This window comes from Collimonas sp. GW821-FHT07E08, from assembly GCF_059418905.1.
This window is the reverse complement of the sequence record NZ_JBWKQR010000009.1, coordinates 1-16,466: the sequence shown is the minus strand read 5'-3', so window position 1 is coordinate 16,466 and position 16,466 is coordinate 1. Positions and strand designations below refer to the sequence as shown.

10 protein-coding genes and 1 pseudogene are annotated in these 16,466 nt (G+C 57.7%); 4 read left to right on the top strand and 7 right to left on the bottom strand.

The features are described 5' to 3' along the window. Positions 1-105: 105 nt before the first annotated feature. The 7 genes from AC07RZ_RS12875 to AC07RZ_RS12845 form a co-directional block, all read right to left on the bottom strand. Positions 106-1,833, bottom strand: a complete 1,728-nt coding sequence (locus AC07RZ_RS12875; protein WP_494668185.1) for an ABC transporter ATP-binding protein — start codon at positions 1,831-1,833, stop codon at positions 106-108. Between the two features lie 8 nt (positions 1,834-1,841). After that, on the bottom strand, positions 1,842-3,032 hold the full coding sequence (locus AC07RZ_RS12870) for an ABC transporter permease (protein WP_494668184.1): 1,191 nt from the start codon (positions 3,030-3,032) through the stop codon (positions 1,842-1,844). A gap of 9 nt (positions 3,033-3,041) precedes the next feature. Next, positions 3,042-3,980, bottom strand: a complete 939-nt coding sequence (locus AC07RZ_RS12865; protein WP_494668183.1) for an ABC transporter permease — start codon at positions 3,978-3,980, stop codon at positions 3,042-3,044. A gap of 11 nt (positions 3,981-3,991) precedes the next feature. Continuing rightward, positions 3,992-6,007, bottom strand: coding sequence for a M3 family metallopeptidase (locus tag AC07RZ_RS12860; protein WP_494668182.1), 2,016 nt, complete (start codon positions 6,005-6,007; stop codon positions 3,992-3,994). Positions 6,008-6,079: 72 nt separating this feature from the next. After that, positions 6,080-7,822 carry an ABC transporter substrate-binding protein gene (locus tag AC07RZ_RS12855; RefSeq protein WP_494668181.1) on the bottom strand — a complete coding sequence of 581 codons (1,743 nt, stop codon included), beginning with the start codon at positions 7,820-7,822 and terminating at the stop codon, positions 6,080-6,082. A gap of 157 nt (positions 7,823-7,979) precedes the next feature. Continuing rightward, positions 7,980-9,776 carry an ABC transporter substrate-binding protein gene (locus tag AC07RZ_RS12850; protein WP_494668180.1) on the bottom strand — a complete coding sequence of 599 codons (1,797 nt, stop codon included), beginning with the start codon at positions 9,774-9,776 and terminating at the stop codon, positions 7,980-7,982. Between the two features lie 336 nt (positions 9,777-10,112). After that, entirely contained in the window at positions 10,113-11,786 is a 1,674-nt protein-coding gene (locus AC07RZ_RS12845; protein ID WP_494668179.1) for an ABC transporter substrate-binding protein, read from the bottom strand. A 305-nt stretch (positions 11,787-12,091) separates the two neighbouring features. Between AC07RZ_RS12845 and AC07RZ_RS12840 the strand changes: the two genes are divergently transcribed. From AC07RZ_RS12840 to AC07RZ_RS12825, 4 genes and pseudogenes are all read left to right on the top strand, one after another. Continuing rightward, positions 12,092-12,322: a hypothetical protein gene (locus tag AC07RZ_RS12840; protein WP_494668178.1), complete on the top strand. Its 231-nt coding sequence runs from the start codon at positions 12,092-12,094 to the stop codon at positions 12,320-12,322. 54 nt (positions 12,323-12,376) lie between these two features. Continuing rightward, positions 12,377-15,088 (top strand): TonB-dependent receptor, encoded by a 2,712-nt coding sequence (locus tag AC07RZ_RS12835; protein ID WP_494668177.1) that lies wholly within the window; start codon positions 12,377-12,379, stop codon positions 15,086-15,088. Positions 15,089-15,439: 351 nt separating this feature from the next. Then, complete coding sequence (locus AC07RZ_RS12830; RefSeq protein WP_144739089.1) at positions 15,440-16,093, top strand: energy transducer TonB; 654 nt, start codon at positions 15,440-15,442, stop codon at positions 16,091-16,093. A gap of 68 nt (positions 16,094-16,161) precedes the next feature. Next, positions 16,162-16,466, top strand: a pseudogene (locus AC07RZ_RS12825) (MotA/TolQ/ExbB proton channel family protein); the annotation flags it as partial.

Genomic DNA, 16,466 nt, shown 5'->3' with positions numbered 1-16,466 from the left:
AAATATCCGGGACGTCAATCCGCGGCGTAAACGAGAACGGGGCACAGCTCACGCGGTACCCCGTGGTTGAAGCGCGGGCTGCGGCTTGCCGCAGCCGCCTGTCCGTCAGTTTTGCAAACCGCGAGGGATCGCGCTCAGCAACTGGCGAGTGTAAGGATGGGTCGGGTTGTGGTACAGCTCATCCGAATTGGCCAGCTCCACCACTTTGCCCTGGTGCATCACCATCACCTGGTCGGCCAGGTATTTGACTACCGACAGGTCATGCGAGATGAAGATGTAGCTCATGCCGAACTCTTCCTGCAAGTCCTGCAGCAGGTTCAATACCTGGGCTTGCACCGAAACGTCCAGCGCCGAGACCGATTCGTCGCACACCAGGATTTCCGGGCGCATGGTCAGGCAGCGCGCAATCGCAATCCGCTGCCGCTGGCCGCCCGAGAATTCGTGCGGATAGCGATGGTAGGCGACAGGCGGCAGGCCAACCTTTTGCAGCAGCTGCATGGCCATCTCGGTGCGCTCGCTGTCGTCGCTGCCGATCTGGTGGATGCGCATCGGCTCCAGCAGGATCTGGCCGATGGTGAAGCGCGGGTTGAGCGAGGCGTAGGGGTTCTGGAAAATGATCTGGATGCGCCGCTTGTAGGACATGAACTCGCTGTTGGACATGCCGATGATGTCCTTACCTTCGAACAGCGCCTGTCCTGACGTCGCCTGGTGCAGGCGCATCAGGGTCAGGCCGACGGTGGTCTTGCCGGAACCGGATTCGCCCACCACGCCCAGCGTCTTGCCGCGCGCCAGCTTGAACGAGACGTCTTGCACCGCCTTGAATTCCTTGCGGCCGAACAGGCCTTCGCGGAAATAAAAGCTCTTGCCCAGGTTGCGCACTTCCAGCAAGGTATCTTCCTGGCCGCTGCAGCCGCGGCTGCGTTCGCGCAGGTCGAGGTCGGCGCCGTTGTTGCCGTTCATGTAATCGTTGATCACCGGCAAGCGCCATGGGCGGGTGTCGAGCGAAGGGCGGCACATCAGCAAGGCTTTGGTGTACGGATCTTGCGGCGCTTCAAAGATTTGCCGCACGTCGCCTTTTTCGCGTACTTCGCCGTGGCGCATGACGATCACTTCGTCGGCGATTTCACCGACCAGCGCCAGGTCATGGGTGATGAACAGCACCGACATCTTGTGGCGTTTGCGCAGGGCCTCGATGAGGTCGATGATCTGTTTCTGGATCGTGACGTCGAGCGCGGTGGTCGGCTCGTCGGCGATCAGCAGCTTGGGTTCGCAGGCGATCGCCATGGCGATCATCACGCGCTGCTGCTGGCCGCCCGACATCTGGCTCGGATAGGCGTCGATCTTGGTCGCCGGCGAAGGAATCCCGACTTCTTCCAGCAAGGCGATGGCCCGGGCCCGCGCCTGCTTGGCGTTCATGCCCATATGCAGCCGCAGCACTTCGGCGATCTGGAAGCCGACGGTGAACACCGGGTTGAGCGAGGTCATCGGTTCCTGGAAAATCATCGAAATTTCCTTGCCGCACATGTCGCGCCGTTCATCGGGCGTCATGGCCAGCAGGTTGCGGCCTTCGAACTCGATGACGCTGGTAGCGGCGATGCTGGAGTTGTCCTTCGGCAGCAGGCCCATCACGGCCAGCGAGCTGACCGACTTGCCGCTGCCCGATTCGCCCACCAGGGCGACGGTGGTGTTGTGCGGAATGTCAAAGGAAATGCCCTTGACGGTTTCCACCATGGTCTTTTTGTCGGTGCGGAAACTGACGCGCAAGTCGCGCACGCGCAGCAGGGGCGCGCCGCTTTGACCGGCCGCGGGTTGGTTCTGGTTGGTCGATTGCATGATGTCTCCTATTTCAGCTTCGGATCAAGGGCGTCGCGCAGCGCATCGGTGAACAGCGAGAACGCCGTCACCAGGATCGCCATGGCGATACTTGCAGCCGCCAGCTGCCACCATTTACCAAGGATTAATTCGTTTTGCGCTTCGTTCAGCATGCTGCCCCAGGATACGACGCCGACCGGCACGCCGAAGCCGAGGAAGCTCAGGATCACTTCCGACTTGATGAAGCCGACCACCGAGATCGACAGCTGCACCAGCGACACATGGCTGACGTTAGGGAAGATATGGCCGAACATCTTGCTCCAGTGGCTGGCGCCGATGGCGTCCGCCGCCATCACGTATTCGCGCGACTTGTGCTTCATGTATTCGGCGCGGATCAGGCGGTAGGTGCCGGTCCAGCCGGTCAGGCCGAGGATCAGCACGATCGCCATCACGCCCTTTTGCTGCAGCACCGCAGCAACCGCCAGGATCAGCAGCAGGTAGGGAATGGAAGTGAAGATGCTGTAGAACCAGTTGAAGGCGTCGTCGATCCAGCCGCCGAAGTAGCCTGACACCGCACCGAAGATGGTGCCGAGGGCAACCGCCAGCAGCGCCGCAACCAGGCCGACGATGATCGAGGTTTCCGCGCCCTTGATGGTTTTCTTGATGATGTCGTGGCCCCATTTGTCGGCGCCGAACGGCAGGGTAGGCAGGCGGGCCTGCACTACGCTGCCGCCTTTCTTGGCCAGCTCGGCACGGATTTCAGCCATTTCCGCGGCCAGCGGATCGGCGATGCCGTAGTCGTTGGCGATCACCGGCGGCGCGATGGCTACCGTGCCGCTCTTGCGCAAGTCGCGCAAGATGTCGCGCAGCGGATCGACCGGGTTTTCCGGCGGCGGCGCTGCGGTGACGGCGTCGTTGTCGCTGAAGCCGCGCTCGGCGTCGGTCTGGGCGCCCATGAAAGTAGGCGGCGCATAGTTGACGCCGATTTCCTTGGCCCAGTCCTTGGCCAGCAGGCCGCTGGCTGAGAGCACCAGCATGATCAGGTACAGGCCGACCACGGCCATGGCAGCCATGGCGACGTGGTCGGCGCGCAAGCGCCGCCAGGCCAGGGCCCACAAGCCTGGCGAATGGGTGGCGCCGGGAGCGCCGTTGAGGGCTACGGTTGCTGCGGTTGCTTCAGGCGCCGCCTGGGCAGGGGCCGAATTTATACTTTGAGTCATGGCGGCTCCTTACTTCAGTTGAACGCGTGGATCGACTGCTTGGTACAGCAAGTCGGTCAGCAGGTTGAATATCATGGTGGCGGCAGCGACGTAGATCGTGATCGCCTTGATCACCGGGAAATCGCTGCGTTCGACCGCCAGGATCACCTCGCGGCCAATGCCTGGGATCGAGAAGAAGCGCTCGATCAGGAAAGCGCCGATCAGCAGCGCCGGCAGGTTCGACATGACGTTGGTGATGATAGGAATCGCGGCATTGCGCAAGACGTGCACCCACAGGATGCGGCGTTCCTTGACGCCCTTGGCGCGCGCGGTGCGGACGTAGTCCTGGTTGACTTCGTCCAGCACGAAAGTGCGGTACAGGCGCAAGCTGGGAGCGATGCTGACTGCCAGCATGATCAGGATCGGCAGCGCCGAATAGTGGAACAGGTTTTCCCAGAAGCTGTTGCCCCAGCCCTGTACCGGGAACAGGCTCAGCTTGTAGGCGAACCAGTACTGGAACAGGATGATGTAGACCAGGATGCTGATCGACATGCCGACGGTGCAAGCCACCATCACCATGCGGTCGACCTTGGAGCCGCGGATGAAGGCTACGGCCAGCGCCAGCGCGACGGCAATCAGGGTTTCCAGGATGGTCAGCGGGATCAGCACGGTCATGGACGGCCCGAGGCGGGTTGTGATGACATTGGCAACCGATTCGCCGGTGCTCCAGCTGTTGCCGAAGTTGAAGGTGACGATCTGCTTGATGAAGATCCACAGCTGGATGTAGTAAGGCTGGTCAATCCCCAGCTGGGTGCGGATGTTGGCGATCTGTTGCGGGTTCGACATCTTCCCGGCCAGGATGTAGGCCGGGTCGCCGCCGACCCAGTTGAACAGGAAAAACACCAGGACGATAACGCCGAGCATGGTCGGCAGCATTTGCCAGAGGCGGCGCAGGATATAAGCGGTCATGGAAACTCTCCTCAGTGCAGGCGCTGGCCTGAAATTTCGGCAAAGAATGCCTTGCTGTCAGGCTCGCGGCCGAGGAAGCTGCTGACCATTTCGCCAGCCGGCTTTTCGGCGCCGCGCGACAGGATGTCCTGGCGGTACAGGTGGCCCACTTCCGGGTTCATCAGCTTGTCGTTATAGCGCGACAGCATGTCCAGCGCCAGCACTTCCGACCACATGTAGCCGTAGTAGCCGGCTGCATAGCCGCCCATCAGGTGGCCGAACTGGCCTGGGAACTCGGTGCCTGCCACATAACCGAGGGGCGTTGCGCCTTCCATCTTTTGCCAGACGGCGAGCGGCTGTTCCTGGTCGGCCTTGTCGTTGTGGATGGCCATGTCGTAACCCGCGTACAGCAGCTGGCGGGCATAGCGTATGCCGCGGCCGTAGTTGTGGGCTGCGGTCAGGCGCTGCAGCAGGGCGTCGTCGATGGTCGGGCAGGGGCTCTTGCAGAAGCCGGCCAGCAGCGTCAGCGATTCCTTGCGGCGCGCCCATTCTTCGTACATCTGCGATGGCGCTTCGACAAAATCCAGCTCGACGTTGGTGCCGGCCTGGGTGACATATCTGGTGTTCGACAGCACGCCATGCAGGACGTGGCCGAATTCGTGCACCAGGGTTTCCAGCTCGTCGCTGTTCAGGCCGTTGCGGTCGAAGTTGGTGACCAGGGTGGAAACCGGCGTGCGGCGGGCCAGGGTGCTGACGCCGCGCGTAGCCCAGGCTGCCGCATGGCCGTACTTGCCTTCGCGCGGGAACAGGTCGAGGTAGATGCCGGCGATACGCTTCTTGCTGCTGCTGTCGATGACGTCGTAGTACTGCACATCAGGATGCCATACCGGCACCTCGACGCGTTTGAATTCGACGCCGTACAGGGTGCTGGAAACGTTCAGGATCCAGGGCACGGCGGCATCGGTCGGGAAATATTTGCGCAAGGCTTCCTGGTCGACCTTGTAGCGCGACTGCTTGATTTTCTGCTGCCAGTATTCGGAATCCCAGCGTTCCAGTTTGGTTTCTGCCAGCGGCGTTTTCAGCGTCTCGGACTTGAACACGCGCAGTTCTTCGATTTCCTTGATTTCCAGCTGGGTGACGGCGGTTTGCACTTCCGTCAGGAATTTGTCCACGGTCTGCGGATTCTTGACCATGCGGCGGCGGGTCACCAGGTCGGCATAGCTAGGCAGGCCGAACAGGGTCGCCATTTCATGGCGCAGGTCCATCGCCTCTTTCAGGATCGGCAGGTTCTTCGGCGTGCCGTGGTTGGCGAACGCGATCTGGTAGCGGCGGCGCGCATCGCTGTTGTCGGCCGATTCCATGAAGGGTTTGTAGTCGGGGTAATCGAAACCGAGCAGGTAGTTGCCCTTGTCGTCGCGCTTGGCGCGCGCCAGGTAGGCTTCCGGCATGCCTTGCACTTCAGCCGGGGTGAATGTCAGTTTCTGGTTGTTGTCGCGGATGTTGCGCGCGAATTCCTGGCTCAGCTCGTTGAGCTTGTCGAGGATGGCTTTCATGCGCGCCCGTTTTTCCGGCGCCAGCGAGACACCGGTATCGTCGAAGCTGTAGAGGACATCCTGGCGCAGCTTTTTTTCCACCGGATCGGTCGGCTGGATGGCCTTGAAGCGGGCGTACAGCTTTTCGTTCTGGAACAGTTCGGTCGACAGCTTGTTGAGGTCGATCAGGCAGGCTTCGGTGGTGCTGCGGACCTTGGCGTCAGGCGAGACATTGTTGAGGATGTCGACCGGGCCTTGCAAGTCTTCGAAGGCGATCTGCAGGTCGTTCCATTCGGTGAGTACTTTCCTGCTGTCCTTGGCGCGCGCCGGCGGCAGCTTTTCCAGTGTCGACACGCGCTTGCGCAGGGTAGCCAGCGTGCTGTCGCACAGGGTGGGGATGTCGTCCGCTTTCAGCAACGGGATCAACGGGCGTTGCGTGCCTTGGGCGGCTGCCTGGTTCAGCATTAACGTGAATAACGTCGTAGCGACCGGCAAGAAAAATGATGATGGTTTCATGCATTTCCTCAAATAATGGCTGAGTGAAGTTATAGGGAAAAAGGGCGGACGACGTGCCGCCGTCCGCTGGTTTTATTGTCTTTTTTCGATGTCGTAATACATCCATTCGGTAGGCATCACCGGATGCTTCTTGTAGCCGATCACCCGTGGCTGCGCAATCATGTTGCGGTAACGCGCATAACCGATGCGCGATGGCGAATAGACTTCCAGGATGCGCGCCATCTTGTGGTAAAGCAGGTCGCGTTCGGGACCGTCCGGCAGCTTTTGCGAGGCGGCGTAGAGTGTGTCGAATTCAGGGATCTTGGTGCAGCCGTTGTTGTTCTGGCCGATATTCGGTCCATAAAACAGCTGCATGAAATTGTCGCCGTCAGGATAGTCGGCGATCCATGGTGCAGTGCGGGTTTGCAGCTGGCATTCTTTTTCTGCCTTGAGCAGGTCGGGAAAGGTTTTCAGGTCGCCGACCATGCGGATGTGGATGGTGTCATAGGTTTTTTTCCACATTTCCGACTGCTGCTGACCGTTCGAGTCGGCGCGGGCGGAATAGCGTACCGTCAGCGGTTTGCCGTCTGGCAGGGTGCGGTAGCCATCGCTGCCAATCTTGTAGCCGAACTTGTCGAGCAGGGCATTGGCGACTTCCGGTTCGTACTGGATGCTGCTCTTGTACTCAGGGTCGTAGCCGACCACACCTGGCGGGATCGGGTATTCCAGCGGGATTGCTTCGTCGTTCCAGACTACCTTGATTTCTTCGCGCACGTTATGCGCCATGGCGATCGCGCGTCGGAGCGCGATCTTTTCCTTGCTCAGGCCGCCCAGTACGGGGTCCTTCATGTTCCAGTAGAAGTAGCTGATTTCAGGGTCGACGATACGCGACAGTTGAACGCCGCGTTTGACGAATTCCGGTTTCAGCTTGCCGCCGGTCATGACTTGCGGCGCCAGCGGGCCTTGCAATTCGGTGATGTCGACTTCGTCGCCTTCGAACGCCAGCAGGCGGGACTGGTCTTCCACCATCACGCTGATTTCAACGCGGCCGATCTGCGGCATGCGCTTGCCTTTCATCTTGGCCACGATGGCAGCATCGCCAGCATCGGTGCTAGGCTGGAAATCCCATGTGTAACCGCGGAAGTCCGGGTTGGCGGTCAACACCATACGTGAGCCGCGTATCCATTGGCTCAGGATGTAAGGGCCGGTGCCAACCGGATGCCCCATCACGGTGCCCTGGGCGTCACGGTACTTTTCGATCACTTCACGCGCCACGGCGCTGGTCGGCTGGTGGGCCAGGATCATGCCGAGGTTGAAATCGGGCTGTTTCAGGTGGATGCGCAGGGTATAGCGATCCAGCAGCTCGAAACCGGGAACATTGGCGTCGTAGTCGAAATGGCCGGTTTTCTTGGCTGTTGCGGCAATTTCGTCGAGTCCGACCACTTTGCCTTCCAGCAGCCAGGTTTGCGGCGAAGCCAGCTGCGGATCGAACAGGCGCTTCCACGAATAGACGAAATCGGCCATGGTCAGTTCGCGCTTCTTGCCGTTGAACACCGGATCATCGGCAAAGTAGATCCCTTTTTTCAGGCGGATCGTATAAGTCATGCCGTCGGCGCTGACTTCCGGCAGGGCTGCCGCTGCCGAAGGCATCAGCTTGGCTGGGCGAGCCAGGTATTCGTAGGCGAACAGCGTTTCAAATACCGACTGGTTCACCAGTTGCGAATACAGGTCGCGCGTTACAGCCGGGTCGAAGCCGGTTTCCGGCGCCACGAAGACGAAGCGCAATACCTTGTCGGGATCAGCCGGTGAAGTTGGCGCGGCTGCCGATGCCTTCATCGGCAGGGCGCACGCCAAACACGCAACCAATATCCCGCGTAACCAAAGCGAGTTCATACCATGTGTCTCCTTCTAAATATCTCTAGCTAAATAAACTGGAGCTGCGGCAGGCAATGTTTGCCGCAGCTGGATTGTCTGTTACTGAATAGGTGATGAATTAGTGTTTTTCGACATCGATGTATGGCCACTCGGCGTGCAGGATAGGGTGCTTCTTGAAGCCCTTGACCCATGGCCGCACCAGCCAGCTGCGGATCCTGGTCGTGTTCAGGACCCAGGCTGTGTCAGCCTCGACCTGCCGGTTCATCTGCAGGTATATCTGGTTGCGTTCGGGGCCGAGCGGCAAGGCCATGGCCTTGGCGTAGAGCGCGTCGAAAACGGGGGACTGGTAGCAGCCGTGGTTGCCGTGGCCGGAGTTCGGCCCGTACAGCAGCTGCAGGAAATTCTCTGCTTCCGGATAGTCGGCCATCCAGGCGGCGCCCCACATCGTCAGTTCGCAGGAGGTGGCTGCCTTCAGGTTGTCGGCGAAATTGCTGACGATGAATTTGGTCTTGATGCCGACCAGGTCCAGTCCGCGCTTCCAGAGCTCGGACATTTCCTGGCCGATCCCGCCCTGGTTGGAGGTGTACTTGAGCAGCAGCGGCGAGCCGTCGGGCATCGTCCGGTAGCCGTCGGCGCCGCGCTTGTAGCCGAAGTGGTCGAGCAGTTTGTTGGCCAGCGAGGGATCGTAATCGATGCTGGTCCGGTACGCCGGATCGTAGCCGCCGACGCCGGGCGCAATGATCATTTCCAGTTTCATGGCCTGGCCGTTGCGCAACAGGGAGGCTTCTTCCTTGTTGTTATATGCCATTGCTATGGCGCGCCGCAATGCAATTTTTTCGTTGCTGTAACCGCCTATGACGGGGTCTTTCATGTTCAGGACGGTATAGGTAATTCCCGTATCGACCACCCGTTGCAGCTGGATGCCTTGCTCAGCATAAGCCGGCTTGAGTTTGTCGCCGTCCAGCACGCTTAGCGCTGCAGTATCGGGCATCTTGTCGAAATCGATCTGCTTGCCCTGGAACGCCAGCCAGCGCGACTGGTTTTCTTCAATGATGCTGATCTCGACACGTCCGATCTGCGGCATTTTCTTGCCTTGCATATCCTTGATTACCTGTTTGTCGACGGCGTCGGTGGAAGGCTTGAAGTCCCAGGTGTACCCGCGGTACTCAGGGTTGGCGACCAAGACGATTTTGCTGCGCGGGACATACTGTTCCAGCATATAGGGACCGGTTCCCACCGGATGCTGGCCGGTTTGCTGTCCATAGGCGTCGATGGCTTCGCGCGCCATGGCGCCGAAAGCGCTGTATGCGACCACATTCAGGAAGTTGTAGTCCTTGGCGTTCAGGACGACTTTGAGGGTGTAGCGGTCAGGCGCCTGCAAGCCGGCTATCGGCGTATCGTAGTTGAAGTGGCCGGTTTTCTGGGCTTGCGCCGCCAGCTCGTCAAGGCCGGCGATTTTGCCGGCCAGGAAATTGGCGGACGGCGAGCGGTTTTTCGGGTCAAGGACGCGCTTGAAAGTGTAAATGTAGTCTTCGGCGGTCAATTCCCGCCGTACTCCTTTGAAAGCCGGGTCGGGAGCGAAATAAATGCCCTTCTTGATGTGGAAGGTGTAGGTCTTGCCATCCTCGCTGATTTCCGGCATCGCTTCCACCGTCTTGGTCGCCAGCTTGGCCGGGCGGGCCAGGTAATCGTAGCTAACCAAGGGCTCAAAGATGACTTCGCTGACCCAGCCCGAATAGAAATTCTGGGTGCGGGCCATGTCGAAGCCATCGTCTGCGGCTTCGAATGCGGTGCGTATCACTTTCGCGGGATCCGCCGGATTGGCTTCGGCGCTGCCGGCGAAGGTAGCCAGCGCCAGTACGGGCGCCAGGAATAAATGCTTGAACTTGACGAAATTCGACGTTTTACGGATCATTTTTTTATGCCTTTTGAGCAAGTGGTTATTTTCTATCTGCGGTCAAGATTGCTTATCCTGATCACAAAACAGCGTCATCTCCGATGACATCGCATTCTCCGCCGGTAAGCGGACAGGCGATCAATAGTTTCTGTTTCCCACTAAAAATCCATTAAAGCCGGAGTGCGTCGCCCGTGGCGCCAAGGTGGAATTCATTCATTTCGTTAGTCTCCTTCGTTGTCGTTGATTTTTATGCCTGACGGTCTGCGCGCGTTCGAGGTCAAGGCGGCATAGTACAGAATCCGGCGTAAAAAGATAGATAATCAAATCGATGTTATTGCAAAAATTACAGCTTCTCTAGTGTTTTTCAACATCCAGGTACTGCCAGTCAGCCTGCAGGATGGGGTGGCGCTTGAAGCCCTTGATCCAGGGCCTGATCAGCCAGTTGCGCGAGCGCGACACGGTAATCACCCAGGCAGTGTCAGCTTCCATCTGGCGGCTCATGGCTATATAGAGCTGGTTGCGTTCCGGGCCGGGCGGCAAAACCTTGGCTTTGACGTAAAGCGCGTCAAAGGCCGGCGAGCTATAGCAGCCGTTGTTGCCTTGCCCCGCATTGGGGCCGTACAGCAATTGCATGAAATTGTCGCCTTCCGGGTAATCCGCGGACCAGGAGCCGTTCCACATCATCAGCTTGCACTCGGTCGCCGCCCGCAGGTTGTCGGCGTAATTGCTGACCTTGAAATCGACCCGGATACCGATCTTGTCCAGCCCGCGCTTCCAGATTTCCGAGAAAACCACGTTTTTCGCACTGGCCTCGGTCGCCATCTTGATAACCAGCGGGCCGCCGTCGGGCAGGGTGCGATAACCGTCGGCCCCGCGCTTGTAGCCGAAGTGGTCAAGCAATTTGTTTGCCAGCGCCGGATCGTAGGCGATGCTGCTGCGATAGTTGGGGTCGTGGCCCACCACGCCTTCCGGAATCACCATTTCCGCCTTTACTGCAAGCCCCATGCGCACCTGGGAAATTTCATCCTGGACGTTGTAAGACATGGCGATCGCGCGCCGCAAGGCATTCTTTTCCAGGCTGTCGCCGCCGAGCAAGGGGTCTCTGAAATTCATGATGACGTAGGCTAGCCCAGGCTCGATCACGGTATTCATGCGAATCCCTTCAGCCTTGAACGACGGTTTCAGTGCCGTGCCGTCGAGTACCGTCGGCGCTGCGGCCTGGGGCAGGAAGTCGAAGTCTATCTGCTTGCCCTGGAACGCCAGCCAGCGCGACTGCTCTTCCTCGATGATGCTGACCTCGACGCGGCCGACCTGCGGCATTTTCTTGCCCTTCATGTCGTGCACCAGCTGCTCGTCCCAGGCGCTGCCGGTCGATTTGAAATCCCAGGTATAGCCGCGGTATTCAGGATTGGCGACCAGTACGATCTTGCTGCGCGGTACGTATTGCTCCAGCATATAGGCGCCGGTGCCGACCGGATGGGCGCCGCTCTGTTCGCCATAGGCGTCGATCACTTCGCGCGCCTGGGCGCCCAAGGCGTTGAATCCCATGATGTAAAGGAAGTTGTAATCGGGGGCGGTGAGCGTGATCTTCAGGGTGTAGCGATCAGGCGTCTGGAGGCCGGCTACCGGCGCATCGTAATCGAAGCGGCCGGATTTCTTCGCTTTTGCTACCGCTTCGTCCATGCCGGCGATTTTGCCTTCCAGTACGTTGGCCGATGGCGAACGGTTCTTGGGATCGAGAAAGCGCTTGAAGGAATAAGCATAGTCCTGGGCGGTCAGCTCGCGACGTACGCCCTTGAAGGCAGGGTCGGGGGCGAAATAAATACCCTTCCTGATATGGAACACGTAGGTTTTTCCGCCATCGCTCACCTCGGGCATGGCTTCCGCGGTTTGCGGCACCAGCTTGGCGGGGCGTGCCAGATAGTCATACGTCAGCAAGCGCTCAAAAATTGCCTCGGCAATCCAGTTTGAATAGGCATTGTAGGTGCGGACCAGGTCGAAGCCATCGTCGGGCGCTTCGAGAGCCACGCGCACCACTTTGGACGGGTCCGCTGGATTATTGCCCGCTTGCACTGAAGTTGCGGCGCCCGCAACACCAAAAACGAGCAATATTGGTGCAATGCACGATCGATTGAATTGTTTAAAGTTCCACATGGGTTCAGTTTAATTTTTTGTCTTTTTGGCAGCGGATTGTTTCCCGCTGTTTCGTATTTTCATGTCAGAAATGGCGTAGTTACGCCGTTAAACCGGCCTATACATTTTTTCTTATACAGCTATGCGTATTTGTTATTTGGCGTATATAAGCAACAGTATCGCAGGCGTTACCAAATTAAATGCAGCTTTTATTTTTTTTAGGATACACTATTTTAGCTGCATTACATCATGTGGCATGTTTTTTGCTTGTAGGTGTCGGTGGAAATATTTCTGGCAAACAATCACAAATTGGGCCCGGAAAAGTAACTGCCAGTACGGTTTTACACGCGAAAGAAAATCTGCTTTTTGGTCGTTGTTGTGAAAAGATTTTTGACGCATCGCTCAGAAGGCGATTAACAAATCGTGTTTGATTTATTACAAAACTTAAATTTCAACTCTAACTTTTACCCATAGGGAGTTTGGTTATGATGAAGGAACGGGGATTGCCACGTTCGCTGCGACTGATGTTTTCAGGCGGCGTTGCTGTGGGGCTAGGTCTGTTGGCCCACTCAGTGCAGGCGCAGGAGACGAAGACGGACGATGCTCCACAACAAATGCAACGGGTCGAAATTACTGGCTCATCGATTAAACGGCTTGCGGCTGAAGGCGTATCGCCGATCACCGTAATCAAGGCCGACGATTTCACCAAAATGGGATCGACGACAGCGGCCGAAGTCTTGTCCAATATCTCGGGCAACCAGACACAATTCAATACATCATCCAACGTCGGCGCCGGTAAAACCGTTGGCGCAGCCGCTGACTTGCGCGGCCTCGGCTCGAACAAGACACTGGTGCTGCTGAACGGCCGTCGTCTGGCCAACAGCGCGTTCGACGGCTCTGCCGTCGACCTGAACGTGATCCCGATTGCTGCGCTGGACCGCGTTGAAGTGCTGCGCGACGGCGCTTCCGCGATCTACGGTACCGACGCTATCGGCGGCGTTATCAACTTCATCACCAAGCGTTCATATACCGGCCTGAACCTGAGCGCTGAAGGCATCCTGCCGCAGCAAGCCGGCGGCGCCGAAAAGCGTGTGAACCTGTCGGGCGGTATCGGCGACCTGGACAAGGATCGCTACAACTTCTTTGGCGTGATCGACTACCACACCCAGAACGGCGTGAAAGCCAGCGACCGCAGCTTTTCGAAACTGGGCGGCCAGAATCCGAATGTCGGCCTGAACGCCAGCAGCGGCAATTCCTATCCGGCCAACTTCACCGATATCAACTCCGGCAACGGCGGCAATCCCTATGCAGGCAACTGCAGCAGCGTGTCCCCGTTTGCATTTAACCGGAACAGCATTTGCCGTTACAACAGCCAGGCAAATATCGGCATCATTCCGAAAACCGAAGAAATTGCATTGATCGGCAAGGGTTCTTTCAAACTGGATGCGGACAACACGGCATCGATTGAATACCTGCACTCGCAAAGCAAGGTCAAGACCTATGTTGCAGGCGACGTGTTCGCCGGCGATGTCAGCGGCACCAGCAGCGATTATTACATCACCAGCAGCAGCCCGTACTACCCGGGCAATGGCATTACGCCAGCCAACGCTACCGCCAGCGGCGGCCCGTTGTCGCTCAACTGGCGCTCGCAAGCTGCCGGTCAACGCGTGACTGAATCGAAGAACAGCACCGACCGTTTGCTGTTGAGCCTGGAAGGCACGAAGTTCGGTTGGGACTACAAGACCGGCGTGTCTTACTCGGTCAGCAAGGCGGAAGACAACCTGGCTGGCGGCTACCTGAACAACGACATGATCAAGACTGGCTTGCTGAACGGCATCATCAATCCGTTCGGCCCGCAAAATGCAGCCGGCACCGCGTTCATGAACAGCGCCCAGCTGTACGGCACGTATGAAGATGCGCGCACGCAAACAACGTCGGTCGACTTCACTGCGAGCCGCGAGCTGTTCCAATTGCCTGCTGGTCCAGTCGGCTTTGCGATCGGCGGCGAATTCCGCAAGGAAAAGGCAAACTTCAACGTCGACCACGCACTGGCCGACCTGGATTCCAGCACCGGTTCGCAAGATGCCCAGTCGTCCTCCGGCACACGTAACGTGAAAGCGTTGTTCACCGAGCTGAGCGTACCTATCTTCAAGAGCCTGGAAGCGCAACTGGCAGCACGCTACGACCGCTACAGCGATGTCGGCGGCACGCTCAATCCTAAGGTTGGCCTGCGTTTCCAGCCAGCTAAAGAAATCATGTTCCGTACTTCGTACAGCACTGGTTTCCGCGCACCTAGCCTGTACGAGCTGAATGATCCAAACTCGAAGACATTTACCAACAGCGCATATAACGATCCAGTCTTGTGCCCAGGCGGTACTGTTGCAGCAGGCGGTGTTGAAGCGCGCGATTGCGGCCAGCAATTCTTCAAGCTGCAAGGCGGCAACAAGAACCTGCAGCCGGAAAAATCGAATTCCTTCACGCTGGGCATGGTGATCGAGCCGATTCCTTCGGTGACAGCTTCTGTCGACTACTTCAACATCAAGATCAAGAACCAGATTTCGACGGTTTCCGAAGCCGATATTTTCAACGATCCAGTCAAGTACGCAGCTGACTACGTGCGTAATGCCGACGGTTCTCTGAACTATATCCTCAACACCAACGTCAACCTGGGCAATGTCCATACACAAGGTTTCGACCTTGGCTTTGCATGGCGCGTGCCTAAGACTCCATGGGGTAACTTCGGCCTGTCGCTGGATGGCACTTACATCACCCAGTACGACTATCAAACTGCAGTCGGCGGCGAATACCTGAACAACCTGGCTGTCTACGGCGGCGGCGTCGGTACCTCCGGCGGCGTGATTTTCCGCTGGCGCCATACTGCTACACTCAACTGGAGCCAAGGCCCATGGAGTGCAGCGTTGCAACAGGTCTATACAACAGGCTACCAAGACCAGAACGGTCCTAACGTTGTAGATGCCTACAAAAACCATCATGTCGGCTCTTACACACGTTATAACCTGTCGGGCAGCTATACCGGCATCAAGAACCTGACCTTGACCGCCGGCATCAAGAACCTGTTCAACACAGACCCGCCGGCTTCCAACGTGACCGACAACTTCCAGTATGGTTACGATGCCCGTTATGGCGACGCCATTGGCCGTGCGTTCTTCGTTCGCGCCAACTATCAATTCTTTTAATCACAGGAATCGATTGGCTTAAGTTCTTTTCGCAAGCAAACCACCTGGGAAGTTTTCCAGGTGGTTTTGGCTTTTCCGAATGGAGTAAGCTGCAAGATCTTTCTGCTGTTTTATAAGTCGTTGATGTAGTATTTACAGGCACGCACTAATTAGGGGAGAATGACCAGTCATCCTTTTGTTTGATTAGCAATGAAAGGAAGTCTGATTGTTCATCCCGGTGCCAAATCATTTTGCAAAGCAGGCGCTGATTGATTGGTACATTTTTTGCGTTAGGTAAATAGGCTAGCAGTTCACTCATCAGATTGCATGTAGTTTTGGCAATTGAATAATGTAGTATCGGAGGAAAGAGGCATGGATTTCACGCAGGATGGGAGAAACCCTTCCAAGAATATAGTTGGCATCAGCGTGGTGGTTCTTCTGCATGTAGCTCTAGTTTATGCGTTGATTACAGGGCTAGCCCGTAAAGTTGTCGAAGTCATTCAACAACCGGTCGAAACCAAGATCATCGAGGAGATCAAGCCGCCACCGCCGCCGCCACCACCGAAACAGGTAGTACCGCCGCCGCCAAAATCGGTTGCGCCACCGCCGCCTTTCGTACCTCCACCAGAGGTAAAAGTAACGCCGCCGCCACAAGATAACGTGATTGCAGCTGTAACAAACGTCAAGCCGCCGACCAATGACTTGCCTACTTCGGTAGCGCAGCCATCGACCACCGGTGAGGCAGGGCCTTCGCATACCAGTGCAAAAATTGCTGGCAATTGCGAAAAGCCGGAGTATCCGAGAACTTCGCTGCGTAATGAAGAAGAGGGTACTGTCACTGTCAAGCTGACGATCGGAGCCGACGGCAACGTGGTCGATTCCACTGTGCAAAAGGGCAGCGGTTTCAAGGATCTGGACCGGGCCACGGTAAAAGCGTGGAGCCTGTGCCATTTCACCCCTGCCATGGCTGACGGCAAACCTGTGCAGTCTACGACAACAATGCAGTATGTCTGGAAGCTGGAATAATCAAAGTGTAGAACCACTACCTTGTCCGTTATCCTAGCAATCTAATTTATAAAATTTGGAGTATTAGTATGTCTATCACTCGTAACCGCTTATCCGCCCTTGCCACCGCCCTGATGATCTCCGCCGCGACGATCTCAGCGCCACTGGCAGCAATCGCCCAAACACCAGCCGCAGCGTCGGCTCCAGCAGCAGCTGCAGATGCGCCGAAAGCGGCCGACACTGCTGCAGCGGCATCGCTGGCAGACACCCCAACCCCGCCGCCACAGCCGGCAGCCAAGGAAACCGTGGATAACCCATACGGCCTGGACGCGCTGTGGAAAGGCGGCGACTTCGTCGCCCGCGGCACCCTGATCATCCTGGTGCTGATGTCGAT